The following is a 16,906-nucleotide window of genomic DNA, read 5'->3' as shown; positions in this document are numbered from 1 at the left end:
CTAGCAGGACAAGATGCCCGCGGGGGGCTCCGGGCTCAAGCCCCGAGGTCAGGCGGTCGTGCGCGAGAGATCGCCAAGGCGCGTGGCGGCGACCATCAGTCGCGCCGGCGTCAGCGGCCCGCTCGAGCTCAGATCGTCGAGCGCGGCGGCGACCCGGGCGATCTCTTCGCCATGCTGCTTCGCCCAGCGGGCGAGCGCATCCTCGCCGGGGGTGGCGAGAATGCCGAGCGCGATCCGTCGGCGGGCTTCCAGCAGGGCCTGCTCGGCGCCCGCGACCGCCATCATGTCGTAGGCGTCCGAGGCGCGGATGCGGCGACCGGTGTCGATCAGGTTGCGCAGATGGAAGCGCTTGTTCAGGCCGAGCACCACGCGCGCGGCATTCGCGTAGGGGACGCTCGCGCGTGAGGCCGCCTCCGTGATGGCCGGCGCATCCACGAGCAGCGCCAGACGGGCGAGGTCGGCTGCCAGATCGACCGGAACCTGGTTCTCGACGAAGGTTTGCTCTGCCGTGCGGAGCTGGGCTTCGACTTCCTCGCCGAGACCGCGCGCGATCAGTGCCGTCAGCTCGGCCGCGCCTTGCGTGTGGGTGGCCATCGTGCCTTCGAGGTCGCTCGCGGACTGGCCATCGCGCAGGAACCAGCGCGTCGTATGGGCGAGCGCTTCTTGCGTGCGGGCGTAGAGATCGAGCTGCAGCGTGCCGCCGATACGATTGTCGAGGGCATCGATGCGCGGCCAGATGGCATTGAGCCCGAGCACGGCCCGCGCGACCGTGAAGGCATAGGCGATCTCGGCAACAGGGCGCGCGGTCTCGTCAGCCATGCGCTGGGGAGCGGCCGCGCCGAGCCGGTTGACGACGGCATTCGTCACGGTCGTCGCGATGATCTCGCGGCGGAGCTGATGGCGCCTGAGGTCATCGGGATAGGCGCGGGCGAGCTCTGGCGGGAAATACTCGATGAGGCGCGGCTCGAGGGCCGGCGCGTCCGGCACGGCGCTCGCGAGCAGGTCACTGCGGAGCGCGATCTTGGCATAGCTCAGCAGCACGGCGAGCTCCGGACGCGTGAGGCCGCGACCCGAGGACTGGCGCACGCTGATTTCCGGTAGCGAGGGCAGGAACTCGATCTCGCGCTCCAGGATGCCGCGGTGCTCGAGGGCCTCGATGAGGCGTGCGTGCGCACTGAGGTCGGCAGCCGCATTCCGCTCGGCGAGGCTTAGCGCGAGAGACTGCTGGTAGTTGTTGCGCAGGACGGCTTCGGCGACCTCGTCGGTCATGCTGGCGAGGAGCGTGTTGCGTGCCGCGATGTCGAGGCGCCCCGATTTCACGACCGGCACGACCGCGATCTTGATGTTCACCTCCTGGTCGGAGGAGTTCACGCCGGCCGAATTGTCGATGAAGTCGGTGTTGAGGCGCACGCCGCGCGCCGAAAGCTCCATGCGCGCGCGCTGCGTCACGCCGAGGTTCGCACCCTCGCCGATGACCTTGGCGCGGATCTGAGGGGCAGTGACGCGGATCGCATCATTGGCGCGATCGCCGGCATCGGCGTCGGTTTCTGTGGAAGCACGGATGTAGGTTCCGATACCGCCGAACCAAAGGAGATCCGTCTCGGCCTTCAGGATCGCGTTGATGAGATCGGCGGGCGTCAAGTGCTCGGCATTGATGCCGAGCATGGCCCGTACTTCCGGCGAGAGGGGCACGGACTTGGACGAGCGCGGGAAAACCCCGCCGCCTTTTGAGATGAGCGACTTGTTGTAGTCCTGCCAGCTCGAGCGCGGCAGAGCGAAAAGGCGCGCGCGTTCCGCGAGGCTCGCCGCCGCATCGGGATCGGGATCGAGGAAGATGTCGCGATGGTCGAAAGCGGCACGGAGGCAGATGGCCGGTGAGAGCAGCATCCCATTGCCGAACACGTCGCCCGACATGTCGCCGACGCCGATCACGGTGAAGGGCTGCGTCTGGATGTCGGTATCCATCTCGCGGAAGTGGCGCTTCACGCACTCCCAGGCGCCGCGCGCCGTGATGCCCATCTTCTTGTGGTCGTAGCCGGCCGAGCCGCCCGAGGCAAAGGCATCGCCAAGCCAGAAATCGCGGCTCGTCGAGATCTCGTTGGCGAGGTCGGAGAAGGTCGCTGTGCCCTTGTCGGCGGCAACGACGAGATAAGGATCATCGCCGTCGTAGCGCACGACGCGCTCGGGTGGGACGATCTTGCCATCGATGAGGTTGTCCGTGAGATCGAGCATGGCCGAGATGAAAATGCGATAGGCGGCGGTGCCTTCGGCCTGGATGGCTTCGCGCGAGCCGCCGCGCGGCAGCAGCTTCGGAATGAAGCCGCCCTTGGAGCCGGCCGGCACGATCACGGCATTCTTGACCTGCTGCGCCTTGACGAGGCCGAGCACTTCCGTGCGGAAATCCTGCGCGCGATCCGACCAGCGAATGCCGCCGCGCGCGATCGGCGCGAACCTCAGGTGCACGCCTTCGACCCGCGGGCTCGCGACCCAGATCTCGCGGTACGTGCGCGGGCGCGGCATGAACTCGATTTCGTGGCCGGCCAGCTTGACGGCGATGATCTCGGGCGGCTGACCCTTCGTGTCCTTCTGATGGAAGTTGGTTCGCACGGTCGCGTCGATGAGCGACAGCAGATGATTGATGATGCGGTCCTCGTCGAGACTTTCGACGGTCGAGAGTGCACCGGCAATGCGCTCGCGGATCGGCGCCTCGCTCTTGATGCGTTCGTCGGGCGAGCCGCCATGATCGGGATTGAAGCGGTGATGGAAGAGCTCGACGAGATCGCGCGCGATACCGGCGTGGCGGATCAGGGTCGCGGCGATGTAGGCCGGGCCGAACGGAAGGCCGAGCTGGCGCATGTAGGCGGCGTAGGAGCGCATGAGTGCGGCTTCGCGCCAGTCGGCGCCGGCCGCGATGATCAGCCGGTTGAACGTGTCGCTGCTCGTCGCGCCGCCGAGAACGGCGCGGAAGACATCCTCCAGCCGCACGTCATGGCGCCTGATGTCGATGGTCGAGCCGTCGATGGCCTCCAGTACCATATCGTGCAGCACGACCTTGCGGATCATGTCGCCGAAGCGCGGCGCGACCTCGTACGTGCGCTCATCGATGACGGAAAAGCCGAGATTCTCGAGCACGGGTACGCGCTCGGACAGCCGGATCGGCTCGTCGAAGCGATAGACGGCGGCGCGCAGCCGCTCGGTGCCGCTCGCCTTCTCCAGATAGAAGTCGATGGCCAGCGGTCGCTCTGGCCCGAGCCGCTCGATGCGCCGGATGTCCTCGATCGCGCGCGCCGTCGGGAAGAACTCCGCGTAGCCCGCCGAGAAAGCCTCGCGATACTTGCCGGCAAGTGCCGCCGTCTTGGGGCCGGCCTTGTGGAGGGCTTCGACGAGGCGGTCCTGCCAGGTCTTCACGATGGTCGCGACGCCCTGCTCCAGCACTTCGGCTGCCACCTTCGGCGTCGTGCCCTCGCGGCGGCCGATAATGAAGTGCACGCGCGTGAGCTGGCCTTCGGTGAAGTAGGGCGTGAATGCCGAGACGTGGCCGTGGAAGATCGCTGCGAGATAGTTGCCGATCTCTTCGCGGACTCGGGTCGAGAAGCGGTCCCGCGGCACGAAAACGAGCGCCGAGACAAAGCGGTCGAAGCGATCCGTGCGCGCGAAGACGCGCACGCGCGGCCTCAGCTCCAGGTCGAGAATGCCCGCCGTCCAAGTCGCCAGATCATCGATGCCGATCTGGAAGAGCTCGTCGCGCGGAAAGCTCTCCAGCACATTGAGCAGCGCTTTGCCATCGTGGCTCTCGGGCGGGAAGCTCGATCGCGCGATGACGGTCTCGACCTTCTGGCGCAGGATCGGGATCTCGCGCGGCGACTTCACATAGGCCTGCGAGGTGAAGAGGCCGACGATGCGCAGCTCGCCCGCGAGCGAGCCGTCGGTGCGGTAGGTCTTGACGCCGATGTAGTCCATGTAGGCGCGGCGGTGGACGCGGCTCCTGACATTGGCCTTGGTGATGATGAGCGGATCAGGCTGGAGGTAGAAGTCGCGGATCTCCGGCGTGAGCGCGACGAACTCGCTGCCGCGCCGCAGCACCAGCACCTTGGGATCCTGGAGAAGGCCGAGGCCGACTTCCTCGGTGGCCGCAAGCGTGCCCGTCTGCATGTCGCCGTCGAGGCGGTACTCGCGCATCCCCAGCAGCGTGATGTTGCCGGCTTCGAGCCATTTCAGGAACGCGATCGCCTCCTGCCGCATCGCAGCCGGGACGCTTGCCGGCGCCGCTTCGAGGCCGGCAATGGCCTTGCCGAGGCGCGCCAGCATGGCCTGCCAGTCGCCGACGGCCGTGCGCACTTCCTTCAGAATGTCCTTGAGCGTCGCGACGATGGCATCGTCTTCGCCAGCGGCGAGCCCGCTGACGTAGGTCGCGATGTAGCTCTCCTGGCGGGTGTCGTTCCAGCTCTTGTCGCCGCTGCCGAGAATGCGTACGAGCCGGCCGTCGGGCGTGCGCTCGCATTTGATCAGCGGATGCAACACGAGATCGATGGCAAGGCCGCGCGTGTGCAGCTCAGCGGCGATGCTGTCGACGAGGAAGGGCATATCCTGGTTGAGGATCTCGATCACCGCGCGGTCGCCGCCAAGCGATCGAACGGCGACCTTTGGTGCGCCCACGGGCTTTTCCTGAAGGAACGCCATGGCGTGATCGACGAGCGTCGTGAGCTCTGCAGTCGGACGAGTTGCAAGCACGGCTTCGTCGACGGAGCTGAGCAGGGCGTGAGCGAGGACGAGACGACCTTGCGGATCGGGGCCGCTCGCCTTCAAGGTCTCCAGCAGGATCCTGAGCGGGCCGGTGTTGGCGTGGGGAGCCTCAGCCTGTGCGCGGTTCGCCATGGGCTGGTCCTTTCCGATGCATATGCGTCTTCCAGTCGTCCAGTAGAGGCCCGCGGCAGCGCTGCGCAACCGGCCTCGCCTCCTCATAATGCATAATGCCCAGGAATCGCGCTTCGAGTATGACTGAGGCGGGGCGTTCACCGACGGGCGCCGAGAGAATGGCACACGGGTGGGACGCTCATGAGTTGGCGCGAATACTGGAACCAGGACACGCCAATCTACGTCAATGCACGCCATAAGGCGGTGCACTATGAGTTGATCGCCCGCCAGCTCGTGGACGCTCTGCCGCAAGGCCAGCCATCGGTGCTCGATTTCGGCTGTGGCGAGGCGCTATCGGCGGGCCTCGTTGCCAAGCGATGCCAGGTTCTGCACCTCTGTGATGGCGCAGAGCTCGTGCGCGCGCGGCTCGCGCAGAAATTCGGCCTGCTCGGCAATGTCGTGGTGATGGCGCCCGAGCAGCTCGGCGAGATTCCCGAGGCGAGCCTCGACCTCATCTTTGTGAACTCGGTCCTGCAGTACCTGAGCCGCGCGGACCTGGACGGCCTGCTCGCGACGTGGCGGAGGCTGCTGAAGTCGGGCGGCCAGCTATTGATCGCCGATGTGATCCCGCCGAACGTCGGGCTGCTCACCGATGTTGCCGCACTGCTGAAGCTCAGCGCGCAGAACGGCTTCCTGATCGCGAGCTGCTTTGGGCTCGTGCGCATATTCTTCTCGGACTACCGCAAGGCGCGCACTGCGCTCGGCCTCGCGCACTACAGCGAAGCGGACATGCTCGCGATCCTGTCCGCCGCCGGCTATGACGCGCGCCGTCGTGCCCAGAACTTCGGGCACAATCCTGCACGCATGGCATTCATCGCGGTGCCGCGGCCATAGTGCGGCGTCCACGCCAATACGACAGCAAGATTCGGATCGCGCCGGCTTCGGCCTGAAGCCACTGTCCGCGCGCCTCAGGCGACCTCCGTCACCTGCCCATGGAGAGCTGCATGTCACCAAGCCCGCCCATCAACCGGTCGATGACGGCGCTCGAATGGATGACGCTCACTGCGCTGGCGGCCGTCTGGGGTGGTGCGTTCTTCTTCAATGCGATTGCCGTCAAGGAGCTGCCTGTATTCACGGTCGTTGTTGCCCGCGTTTCTTTGGCCGCGCTGGTCCTGCTTGCTGTCCTGAAGGTTGCCGGCATCAGAATGCCCGCCGAACGGCGCGTGTGGATCGCCTTCTTCGGCATGGGGCTTCTCAACAACGCCATTCCCTTCCTGCTCATTGTCTGGGGGCAGCAGCACATTGCCTCGGGTGTCGCGTCCATCCTGAATGCCTCGACGCCGCTCTTCACGGTCGTCCTCGCGCACATGATGACGCCTGACGAGAAGCTGTCGGGTGGGCGGTTCTTCGGCGTGCTCGCGGGCCTCGCTGGCGTGGCGATCATGATCGGCAGCGATGCCGTGCACGCGCTCGGCGCCGGCGTGATGTCTCAACTCGCCTGTCTCGGCGCCGCCGTCAGCTATGCCTTTGCCGGCATTTTCGGGCGACGATTTCGTGCGATGGGCGTTGCCCCCATGGCCACGGCGGCCGGCCAGCTCGTCGCGTCGAGCCTTCTGCTCTTTCCCATGATGCTGGTGATCGACCGGCCCTGGTCGCTTCCCCTGCCGGGCATGAATGCCATTGCGGCTCTGATCGGCATCGCCACACTTTCCACGGCATTCGCCTATGTTCTCTTCTTCCGGTTGCTCGCGACAGCCGGCGCGAGCAATGCCTCGCTCGTGACGCTGCTGATACCCGTCAGCGCCATCCTCCTCGGCACGATGTTTCTCGGCGAAACGCTCGAGCTCAGGCACATCGTGGGCATGGCCATGATCGGCCTCGGCCTGGCGGCGATCGATGGGCGGCCATGGCACGCTGTGCGGAAGCTCACGAGAACTGAAGCGGAGCCGGGCGGCAGCTAGCGCTATTGCCTGCCGCGTAGCCTCTCGATGAGCTCGGCCGTCGGATAGGCGTCCGCGACCATGCCGAGGCGGAGCTGCTCCTTCTTCACGGCCGCGCGCGTGCCAGCGCCGATGATGCCGTCAATGCGGCCGACATCGTGGCCGCGCCGGGTGAGCAGCGTCTGCAGCTCCTTGGCCTGATCGAGGCTCAGCGACGGGATGTCCTTGCCGATATCGCGCATCTCCGGCGCGCCTGCGTAGCGTGTCGCGAGATAGCCGACGGTCGTCGCGTAGTTCAGCGACTGGTTCCACTCGAGATAGACCTTGAAGTTCGGGTAGACGAGGAAGAGCGGCCCGTCGCGGCCCATGAGCGCGAGCAGCGACGCCTGCAGGCCATCGGACTGGATTGGCTTGCCGTCGGCGCGCGTCACGCCCCACTTGGCCCACTGGCTGCGCGGATGCTGGATAGTGAGATCCGCCTCGGCCCAGTTCAGGTTGCGCGGCGCGCGCACTTCCTCGAGCCAGGGCTCGCCCGCGCGCCAGCCGAGATGCTTGAGGTAGGCGGCCGTCGAGCCGATCACATCGGCGGGGCTCGAAAAGAGATCGCGGCGACCATCGCCATCGTAGTCGACGGCGTGTGCGAGATAGTGCGTCGGCAGGAACTGCGTCTGGCCGAGCTCGCCGGCCCATGAGCCGATCATGTCGGAAGGCTTCAGGTCGCCGCGGTCGATGATCTTGAGGGCGGCGATGAACTCGCGCGTGAACATCTCGCCGCGGCGGCAGTCATAGGCGAGCGTCGCCAGCGAGCGCAGGACGGAGAGCTTGCCCATGCCGGCGCCGAAATCGCTCTCCAGTGCCCAGAAACCGGTGATGACCGGGGCCGGCACGCCATATTCCTTCTCGGCGCGTGCGAAGGTCGCGCGGTGGCGCTCCATCTGCCGCAGGCCGTTCTGGATGCGATTGCGCGAGACGAGCTTACCGCGGAAATCGACGAAGCTTTGCCCGAAGAACGTCTGGCGCCGGTCGCGCGCGATGATGCCCTGGTCGAGCGTCATGTCGTCGAGCACGGCGGAGAGCGTCGCCCGCGTGACGCCGGCCGCGGCGGCCTCCTGACGGAAGTTGCGAAGCCAGCTCTCGAAGCTGCCGGTGTTCTGGCAGTTCATCTTGCTCGGGCTCGGAGGGGGAGGGGTTGCCTCCGCGCCGGCACTGAGGGCGATCGTCGCCGTAAGGGCGGCGAGCGCGGAAAAGGCGCAAGCTCTGAGGCGGGCGGTGCGGCGCATGCAACTCCTCGAAGATGTGGATGGAATGTGCGGCCATTGATAGCCGGGCCAATGCGGCAAAATCATGCGGGCGCGTCCGTTCCGGTGGCCGCGAGAGGCACTTGGGCGCGTGGAAAGCCCTTGGCTCTCTTGTGGCGCTTCTGCCGCGTCCCCAGGAGGATTGGCGTGGATCGTCCCCGGGGTCTGGCAAAGCCATGGCACGGCCGCTATAGCGGAAACAAGATAAACGTGAATTCCTCCGCCCACAGGCGATCTGCGAAAGGAGCGGCCATGCGGACGTTCTCTCTCTTCTCGGCAGTTGCAGGCCTTGCGGTTCTGCTCGCGGCAACTCCGGCTTCGGCCGACTGCGATACGCTGGCTTTCGAGGTGAACGACTATGGCAAGGACGGCCCGACGCGCGATGCGCTGGCGCTCCTCGACAAGCACATCGCCAGCACCATGACCAAGCGCGGGATCAAGGACTATCGGGTCGGCGAGAAGACCGTGAAGTGCGAGCTGTTCCTCGACTTCATCGTTTTCGACGAGCACACCTGCACTGCCCAGGCGCCGATCTGCTGGGGCAAGGACATGAAGAAGATCAAGGCTGCCAAGCCGACGACGGCCAAGGCGCCCGCTTCGAAGGCCGCTCCGGCCACGACGGGCAGCACCAAGGCGGGCAGCGCCAAAGCCGCGGGCAAGAAATAGCCGAAGCCGGCAGCGCGCTGTCGCGACCTGCGGCAGTACAACTGTGGATGACGGGGGCCTCGGACGAGCCCTGGCGCGCCGGCGCACTGGACAGCCATCGAGTCGGCTGCTCTAAACAAATGGAGAACGCGCCGGCCGGAGGGGTGAGCCTCCTTTGAACTTCGTTTCCAAAAGCCCGATCGAAAGCGCGCTTGCGGAGACGCTTGCAGGCGTCAGCGGGCCCGCTTGGGTCATCGATGTGGAACGAGGCACTGTGGCCGGCGCCAACGGGCGGGGCGGCGCTGTCTGGGGCATTCCGACCCTGTCGCCGGTGCTCGACAGCGTGGTGCCGGCGCTCAGGAACCTGCGCAATCGCTTTGCCCAGGGCTCGTTCCTGGAAACGACTGCCAGCACGATCGAGTCGCTCAAATTCTGGACCACATCGGGCGTGCGCACGCTCGCCTGCGAAGTCCGCACGCTCGATGAAAGTGTGGGGCCAGGCCTGCTCCTCGTCATAGCGGGGGCGGTTGCGCGTCCGTCTGCCGGCCGCAAGGAAGTGCGCCGCCGGGAGCTGACCATGGCCGCGCCCGCCCTGCGCGCGAAGGCCGCCCCGGTTCTCAGGGAAGAGCCGGTGGCGGCACCACGCCCGCCGCGGTCTCCCGCGAACCCTGCGCCCACTTCACGAGCAAGCCCGCCGGCAGTTTCGACGCCCAGCCCCGCGCCAAGTCCAAAGGCGGATCCGCAGGCCAATCCGCCGCTCAATGATATGGAGACGCTGCGTGAGATCGCGCGGCGCATCCGCCAGGGCTCGGCACGCATAACCGCCGGCGTGGACGCACCCGCGAACCAGGATGAGGCCCCCGAGCCCGTTGCGCCGGCGCCTGCGCGGCCAGGGAATGCGCAAAAAGGCGATCCTCAGATGGACGAGCGGCACGCTCATCTCGCGCACGAGATCCGCACGCCACTCGCCGCCATCGTCTCGCTTGCCGAGGTCATCACCGAGGAGCGGCTCGGGCCATGGCCGAACGAGCGCTATCGCGGCTATGTGCGCGACATTCTCGCGAGCGCGCGGCATGGCCTGGATGTGGTGGATGGCATCCTGCGTGAGGCGCCGAACCAGTCCGGCGGCGCGCGCGTCTTCGCGGAGGTCGACCTCAATGCCGAGGTCGAGGCGATCAGCACGTCGCTCCAGCCGCTCGCCGAGAAGTCCGGTGCACGGCTCGAAGCGGCGCTCGTCGGTGGCCTGCCGCACGTGATCGCGGATCGGCGCAATGTCCGCCAGATGCTGATCAACCTGATCTCGAACAGCATCAAGCATGGCGGCGCGTCCGTGCGCATCAAGGTGACGACCGGTTACGAGCTGAGCGGTGATGTGTGGGTCGAGGTCGAGGACAACGGCCCCGGCATGCCGCCTGCGGGGAAAGAGGTGGCCGTTGCCGGTGCGGTTCACAAGACAGGTCTTGGATTGCCGCTGACGCGCTCGCTGGCGGCGGCGAATGGTGCGCGCCTCGACATCAAGAGCCGAGCGGGCCGCGGCGTACGCGCACGCATTGTCTTCAGCGGCGAGCGCACCGCCGCGCGCTGAGAACCTCTCTCAAACCCGATGAAAGATGAAGGCGCGGGGTATCCCCCGCGCGGCACTGCTTCAGGCTGATGCCTTGGCTGCTTTGGCAGTCTTGGGCGCCGGCTCCTCATCCTCGACGCCCGGATCGTCCGGTGCGCGCGATGGCACGTAGGGATGTGGTTGCGCACCATTGCCGCTCGTCCGCTGAGCAGCAGTCGTCGCTGGTGCCGCGGTGGGCGCCGCCGGCTTCGGCTTGGGCGCTTCCTCGGTCGCCGGCACGGTGCGCACCTCGACGGTCTGAGGTACGTCGTCATTGCCGAGCGGCTTGGCCTCGATCACCTTCTCGGTGCTGCCATCACCGAGCGCCATGAGCTCCTCGAACTTGGCGAGCGCCAGCTCCTCGTCCTGCGTGCCCTTCTGTTCGACGGGCACTTTCCACTGGAAGGCATCGAGCGTGCCGGTGACCGGCGAGATCGCAGCCCAGCGATCGGCAACGACGCCATCGGCCGTCCAGGCGGGATCACGCGGCGCATTGGCCGCGCGCGCCAGCCATTCGCGCACGCGTCCGGCATTGCCGAACTGCTCGCCCTCGATGCGCGCCATGAGCGTGCACACGCGTTGTGAGAGACGGCTCTCGACGAGCGGCGCAAGCGCCTTGCGCGCTTCCGTCCAGTCGTGCGCCTCGATGGCCGCGTGCGCCACAGCGATCGGTGCCTCGACGGAGTGCGGCGTCGTGCGCGCGAGGTTCTTCACGCGATCGAGGCGGTCCTTCGGGCTGTCGCCGGAGCGCGCATAGGCATAGGCGATCGCCAGATCGGGATGCGGTGCGCGCCTCCACGTCTGCTCGATGACGCGCGCGACCTTGCCTGTCTGTCCCTTCGAAGAGAACACGCGACCGGCAATCGCCGCAGCCTCCACGAGATCGGGCGCAAGATTGTGCGCCTCCATGGCGAGAGCGAGCGCCTTGTCGGCGTTCGTATCTTCCAGCGCCTGGGCCTGGGCTGTGAGGATGACCGCGCGGCGCCGGTCCGCGATCGTCCTCTCGAAGTGGCCATTGCGCTTGCCGGCCGCGAGCGTATCGAGTGCGCCCGTCCAATCCGAGGCCCGGCACTGCAGCTCGAAGAGCGCGTCGATCGGCCAGCCGAGTTGAGGGTTGAGGCGCAGGGCACGATCGGCGAACTGACGCGCGGCCTCGTGCTCGCCCTCGCGCTCTGCTTCCAGGAACAGGCCGCGCAGGCCGAGCTGCTCGGTTTCCTTCGAGCCGAGCATGGCTTCGAAGATGCGCCGCGCCGTCGTGCGGTCACCGGAGAGCTGGGCGGCCTGCGCGCGCAGAAGGTGCGTCAGCGGCTCGTTCGGCAGTGCCTTGCGCGCCTGGATGGCGTGGCGCATGGCCTGCGAGCGATCGCCGGCGCCGATGGCGATCATGCCGCTAGACAGGGCCTCGAGCCCGCGCTCCTGGCGGCGGCGATTGACCATGCGGCCGACGGCGGCCGGGCTGTTCCACAACTGGCGCAGCAGCGACCACAGGAAAACGGCGATGCCGATCAGGATGGCGAAGATGACGACGGCGCGGAAGACCGTCGTCTCGATCTCATAGCCCTGCCATGTGAGCAGCATCTGCCCGGGCCGATCCGCGAGCCAGGCAAGGCCCGTCGCAAGCAGCCCGACGCCAACGAGATACAGGATGAGGCGGATCATTGCTTGGCATCCTTCGGCGACGCGGCGGGCGTTGCTCCGAGCGACGACTTGAGCTGGCGGTCGATCGTGACGATGGCTTCCTCGACGGCCTGGCGGGCGGCGACCTTGTCGAGCCACGCCCGCGTCGCACCGGTGATGCTCTTCGGCGGGAGCGTCTTCGCATAGCGCGTCACATCGGCGAGACGCCCGTCATTCAGGGCGCTTTCCATGCGCGCTACGGTCGCCTCCACGGAGGTGTCATCCGCATCCGGCGTCAGCTTGCGCACGCGCACGATGGTCCGCGCGCCCGACATCAGGCGGTCTACGACGGAAGCATCCTGCTTCTCGGCATCGGCGTCGATGATCGTGGCTGTCAGGGGACGGAACTGGCGCGCCAGCTCGGCCGTCGTCGGCAGGCCGTCGTCCTGGTAGCGCTGAAGCACCGAGAGATCGAGGCGATTGCCGGCAACTTTGCGCACTTCGGCGAGCTCGGCGGCGTAGGAGCCGCCGCGATCGATGGCGCGCTTCAGATTGCCGAGCTCCAGCGACAGCACAATGCGCTCGGCATTGCTCTGCCGGTCGGCCTCGGCTTTCAAAACCTCAGCAACGCTCGCCTCGAGCTTGGCGAGCCGCGCGGCGGCCGGTGCGACCGCGGCGCTGACGTCGGCGGGCTTCGCCGTCTCGCGCCGGAGTGTATCGAGCGCGGACCTCAGGCGGGAAATCTCGTCCTGTGTCGAGCGCGTCACCTCGCTGAGCTGATCCGAGCCGGTCTTGAGCTGGTCGACGCGCTGGGTCGTGCGGGTCACGTCCGACTTGATTGTCGTCACCTCGCGGTCGAGGCGTTGCGTGCCCGAGCGCGCGGCCTCGGCGGCCTCGGCAGTCGTTGCGAGCTTGTTGTCGACGTCCGTCACCATGTCGCGCCGCGCCGCAGAGAGGCGGTTGGTGAGGGCATTCTCGAGATCGGCAATGCGGCCGGTGATCTGGGCGAGCTGCGGAATGGGGCCTGCGCCTTTGGGGTCAGCCAGGGCTGCCGCCGCGAGCGCGGAGAGCCGCTCCTCCATGCGTGCAAGGCGCTCGGCATCACTGCCGGGACCGGTACGGCTTGCGAGCTGATCCTTGATCGCCTTGGTCTCGCCGTCGAGGCGGACTTGCCCTTCGCCGAGGCTCGGAATGGCGGCCGTAATGCCCTTGAGCTGATCGACACCCTGTTCGAGCCCGGCAAGGCGCTTGGCGACGTCGGGAGAGACAACGGGCTGGGATGCCTGCTTGGCAGCTGTTTCGAGTGCGGCGATCCGCTGCGCCACCTCGGGCGGCGCCTTCGTCGCGTCAGGTCCGCCGATGCCCAAGAGGGGCGCCGCCAGCAGCACGAGTGCACCACCGACGACGCCGGACACCGCGTGCGAGATGATCGAGCCGAATGCCGATCCGCTGCGTTGTGATGGTGGGGGCGATGGTGGTGGCGTGGGCGCCGGGCCCGGCTTGCTCGCCGAGGACGCGGTAAACGTTCCGGCAGGCTTCGGCGGTTCGGTCTTCTTCGGCTCGGCGGCGACGCTCGCGGCAGCACCGGCCACCTTCTCGGCCGTAGCGCGCTGGTCCGTCGACGGATTGGCGGGCGCTGCTCCGGCAGCCGGCTTGGGTGCTTCCGGCTTGATCTCGGTTGCCTTGCCTTCGATGGTCGCGTGCGGCCGCTTCGGCCCTGATGGCCCAGATCCCTGCGTGCCGTTCGTCATTGCTGCCTCATCCTTCCGCTACGCGATACCTAACCCGGTCGGTCCTCGCGAGACATGCGCAAAGTCAATGCGCTTGAGAATTGTCCTTAAGTCACAAGGGTAAATGCTTGTCGTCCAATCGGTCGCCAACCTGCTGGATCACTTCGAGAATTGCGTTCAGCGATGGCGCTTCCGCCACCTCGATCGGCACATCCCCGAGGGCTGAGAGACTCCGGGCAACGGCGTCCGAGAGGCAGACGTGGACCATCTCCGCGGCGGCGTCGGTGAGCCCGTGCCGCTTGATCAGGCCGGCATAGATGCGCGCCGTGCGCGGCGACATCAGCACCACACCGTCGACCGCGCCCTCGCCGATCGCCTCCCTTGTACCGTCGCTCAAGGCCTCCGCCGCCTTCATACGATAGACGACGGGTTGCAGCACGCGAAATCCAAGCTCCTGGAGCTCGCCGGCCAGGTCGCCGGCCAGGACATCCCCCGCGAGATGCAGGATCAACCCGTCGGCCGGGTCGAGTGTGCCGGCGATCGCCGCCGCAAAGCCGGTGACCGAGCCGGGGCCGATGGCAATCCGCTCGAACCCGAGGTGGCGTGCCTCCTCGGCCGTGCCCCGGCCGACCGCAAACAGCGGAATGGCGACGGCATCATGCAGATAGGGGGACTGCGAGAGGGCCCGAAGCGCGTTCCGGCTGGTCGCGATGAGCGCCGTGACGCCCTCGAGATCGTCGATGGCCTCCGGCATCAGCTCGGCTTCCATGAGCGGCTCGGCGACGGCCTCGTGGCCGAGCTCCTCGATGAGCCCCTTGAGCTTCGTGCTCTCGGGCTCCGGCCGGGTCACCAGAAAAAGCATCAGCCGTGGGCTCCGAAGAAGTCCGGGCCGGCGCGCGAGAGCAGCTCCTCGGCCGCCTCGGTCGCCAGTTGGACGGCGGCGGCCGGGGCACCGCTGCGGCTCGTCGCGTGATGCTCGCGGCCGTCGGGCGTCAGGATCTCGCCGCGGAAGGTGAATGTGCCGCCATCGAGCCTGCCGAGCCCGGCAATGGGCGTCCGGCACGAGCCTTCCAGCCGATTGAGGAAGGCGCGCTCCGCCGTGACGCAGAGAGATGTCGCAGCATCATTGAGCGGCGCGAGCAACGCTGTCGTATCCTCATCGTCAAAGCGGCATTCGATGCCGATCGCGCCCTGCGCCACGGCCGGCAGCATGGCATCATCCGGGATCACGGCCGTGATGCGATCCGCGAGCCCGAGGCGCTTGAGCCCTGCAACGGCGAGCAGCGTCGCATCGACAACGCCATCGGCGAGCTTCTTCAAGCGCGTCTCGACATTGCCGCGATAGGTGATGACCTGGAGATCGGGTCTGAGGCGTCGGAGCTGTGCCTGACGCCGCAGCGATGACGAGCCGACAACCGCGCCCTGCGGCAGCGCGTCGATGGAGGCCCACTTCACGCTGATGAAGGCATCGCGCACGTCCTCGCGCGGGAGCATGGCGGCAATGGTCAGGCCCTCCGGCAGAACCGTCGGCATGTCCTTCATGGAATGGACAGCGAGATCGATGCTCTTGTCGAGCAGCCCCTCCTCGATCTCCTTCGTGAAGAGCCCCTTGCCGCCGGCCTCGCTGAGGGGGCGATCCTGGATGCGGTCGCCGCTCGTGCGGATGACGACGATCTCGATTTCAGCTTCCGCGAAGCCATGGGCGGCCATCAGCCGGCGCTGGACTTCGTGGGCCTGGGCGAGCGCCAGACCCGAGCCACGGGTGCCGATGCGGAGCCGCGGTTGTTGCAAGATGTCCTCGGTCGATGCTACCGCAGCGCCCACCAGGAGCGCCGCGCCGGCAGTCTATGCCCGGCTGCGGGGCGCGATGCAAATGCTTCCATCAGCAGGCGTACGTGGCCAGTATTTCGGAACTCCAAGTGGGGCGGACCCCAATCGTTCTCGGGATCGAGACGAGCTGCGACGAAACGGCCGCAGCCGTGGTCGCGCGCACTGCCGACGGCCAGGGCAGCATACTCTCGAGTGTCGTCCGCTCCCAGTGGGAGCAACACCGGCCCTATGGCGGTGTGGTCCCCGAAATCGCCGCGCGGGCTCACGTCGAATGCCTGGACGAGATTATCGCATCGGCGCTCAGCGAGGCGGGCATCGGCTTCGATGATCTTTCGGGCGTGGCGGCGACGGCGGGGCCGGGACTGATCGGTGGTCTGCTGGTCGGTTTGACGGCAGCGAAAGCCATCGCGCTCGTGCACGGCCTGCCACTGATCGCCGTGAACCATCTCGAGGCTCACGCGCTGACGGCCGGTCTGACCGAGGGGCTGAAACCGCCCTACGTCCTCCTGCTCGTATCCGGCGGGCATACGCAACTGCTGCTCATCGAGGACGTCGGGCAGTACGTCCGCCTCGGCACGACGATCGATGACGCGCTCGGCGAGGCTTTCGACAAGACGGCGAAGCTGCTCGGCCTGCCGCAGCCCGGCGGGCCGTCCGTCGAGAAGGCCGCGCGTAGCGGCCGTGCCGATCGCTTCGCCCTGCCGCGACCGATGTTGGGGCGTGCCGAGCCGCATTTCTCGTTCGCCGGTCTCAAGACGGCCGTGCGCCATGCCGCGCAGGCAGCAGCGCCGCTCGATGATCAGGCCATTGCCGATCTCTGCGCATCCTTCGAGCAGGCCGTGGTCGCGACCGTCGTTGATCGCACGCGCACGGCGCTTCGCATTGCGCGCAATCGCGCTGCGGTGGATGTGCTCGTGGTTGCTGGTGGCGTTGCGGCCAATCAGCGCCTGCGCGCTGGGCTGAGTGATCTTGCATCGCGGGAAGGTGTGCGCCTTTCCATCCCGCCGATCGCGCTCTGCACCGATAATGCCGCCATGGTCGCGTGGGCCGGCGCCGAGCATCTCGCGCGTCACGACACGAGCGCACTCGACTTCGCCGCGCGCGCCCGCTGGCCGCTCGATGCGGATGCGACGCCCGTCATCGGCTCGGGACGCCTCGGGACGAAGGCTTGACTTGCTTCGCGAGCTACTTCCCCTTCTCCCCGTCCTTGCGGGGAGAAGGTCGGGATGAGGGGCGGGAGCTTGCTGAAACGTTGGCGTTTGCCGCCGCCCCTCACCCTAACCCTCTCCCCGCAAGGGCGGGGAGAGGGGATGATGACGTGCTCGCGGCGCGCTCCCAGTCCATAAAGGACGGGGTTCGGGAGCGCTATCGCTGTGGCCGCCGCGGGCA

The 16,906-nt window shown here is 67.4% G+C and carries 11 protein-coding genes; 5 read left to right on the top strand and 6 right to left on the bottom strand.

The window, feature by feature from the left end; all coding sequences use genetic code 11:
- Positions 1 to 48: 48 nt before the first annotated feature.
- Positions 49 to 4,875, bottom strand: coding sequence for an NAD-glutamate dehydrogenase (locus CS1BSM3_RS27195; RefSeq protein ID WP_072393521.1), 4,827 nt, complete (start codon positions 4,873 to 4,875; stop codon positions 49 to 51).
- A gap of 180 nt (positions 4,876 to 5,055) precedes the next feature.
- Between CS1BSM3_RS27195 and CS1BSM3_RS27190 the strand changes: the two genes are divergently transcribed.
- Positions 5,056 to 5,748 carry a class I SAM-dependent methyltransferase gene (locus CS1BSM3_RS27190; RefSeq protein ID WP_072393518.1) on the top strand — a complete coding sequence of 231 codons (693 nt, stop codon included), beginning with the start codon at positions 5,056 to 5,058 and terminating at the stop codon, positions 5,746 to 5,748.
- Between the two features lie 110 nt (positions 5,749 to 5,858).
- Positions 5,859 to 6,815 (top strand): DMT family transporter, encoded by a 957-nt coding sequence (locus CS1BSM3_RS27185; protein WP_072393515.1) that lies wholly within the window; start codon positions 5,859 to 5,861, stop codon positions 6,813 to 6,815.
- Between the two features lie 2 nt (positions 6,816 to 6,817).
- Here the strand turns inward: CS1BSM3_RS27185 and CS1BSM3_RS27180 are convergent, their stop codons facing one another.
- A complete protein-coding gene (locus CS1BSM3_RS27180; protein WP_072393512.1) occupies positions 6,818 to 8,074 on the bottom strand; it encodes a lytic murein transglycosylase in 1,257 nt (418 codons plus the stop codon).
- 270 nt (positions 8,075 to 8,344) lie between these two features.
- Between CS1BSM3_RS27180 and CS1BSM3_RS27175 the strand changes: the two genes are divergently transcribed.
- Both CS1BSM3_RS27175 and CS1BSM3_RS27170 read left to right on the top strand, forming a co-directional pair.
- Entirely contained in the window at positions 8,345 to 8,758 is a 414-nt protein-coding gene (locus CS1BSM3_RS27175) for a hypothetical protein (protein WP_072393509.1), read from the top strand.
- Between the two features lie 154 nt (positions 8,759 to 8,912).
- Positions 8,913 to 10,322 (top strand): sensor histidine kinase, encoded by a 1,410-nt coding sequence (locus tag CS1BSM3_RS27170; RefSeq protein WP_072393506.1) that lies wholly within the window; start codon positions 8,913 to 8,915, stop codon positions 10,320 to 10,322.
- Positions 10,323 to 10,382: 60 nt separating this feature from the next.
- On the opposite strand, the gene CS1BSM3_RS27165 is transcribed toward CS1BSM3_RS27170, so the two are convergent.
- The 4 genes from CS1BSM3_RS27165 to hemC all read right to left on the bottom strand — a co-directional run bounded on the left by CS1BSM3_RS27165 (position 10,383) and on the right by hemC (position 15,478).
- On the bottom strand, positions 10,383 to 11,999 hold the full coding sequence (locus tag CS1BSM3_RS27165; protein ID WP_072393504.1) for a heme biosynthesis protein HemY: 1,617 nt from the start codon (positions 11,997 to 11,999) through the stop codon (positions 10,383 to 10,385).
- A complete protein-coding gene (locus CS1BSM3_RS27160) occupies positions 11,996 to 13,708 on the bottom strand; it encodes a COG4223 family protein (protein WP_072393501.1) in 1,713 nt (570 codons plus the stop codon). The genes CS1BSM3_RS27165 and CS1BSM3_RS27160 overlap by 4 nt, the downstream gene beginning before the upstream one ends.
- A 91-nt stretch (positions 13,709 to 13,799) precedes the next feature.
- A complete protein-coding gene (locus tag CS1BSM3_RS27155) occupies positions 13,800 to 14,549 on the bottom strand; it encodes a uroporphyrinogen-III synthase (RefSeq protein WP_072393498.1) in 750 nt (249 codons plus the stop codon).
- Positions 14,549 to 15,478 carry a hydroxymethylbilane synthase gene (gene hemC, locus CS1BSM3_RS27150; RefSeq protein WP_072394687.1) on the bottom strand — a complete coding sequence of 310 codons (930 nt, stop codon included), beginning with the start codon at positions 15,476 to 15,478 and terminating at the stop codon, positions 14,549 to 14,551. Before hemC ends, CS1BSM3_RS27155 begins: the two co-directional genes overlap by 1 nt.
- Before the next feature lie 128 nt (positions 15,479 to 15,606).
- On the opposite strand from hemC, the gene tsaD reads away from it, so the two are divergent.
- Positions 15,607 to 16,689: a tRNA (adenosine(37)-N6)-threonylcarbamoyltransferase complex transferase subunit TsaD gene (tsaD, locus tag CS1BSM3_RS27145; RefSeq protein WP_072393496.1), complete on the top strand. Its 1,083-nt coding sequence runs from the start codon at positions 15,607 to 15,609 to the stop codon at positions 16,687 to 16,689.
- The last annotated feature ends 217 nt before the right edge of the window (positions 16,690 to 16,906 follow it).

The organism is Hyphomicrobium sp. CS1BSMeth3, assembly GCF_900117415.1.
Lineage (GTDB): Bacteria > Pseudomonadota > Alphaproteobacteria > Rhizobiales > Hyphomicrobiaceae.
Note: the sequence above shows the minus strand (reverse complement) of the source record. Positions and strands in the feature narration are given on the sequence as shown.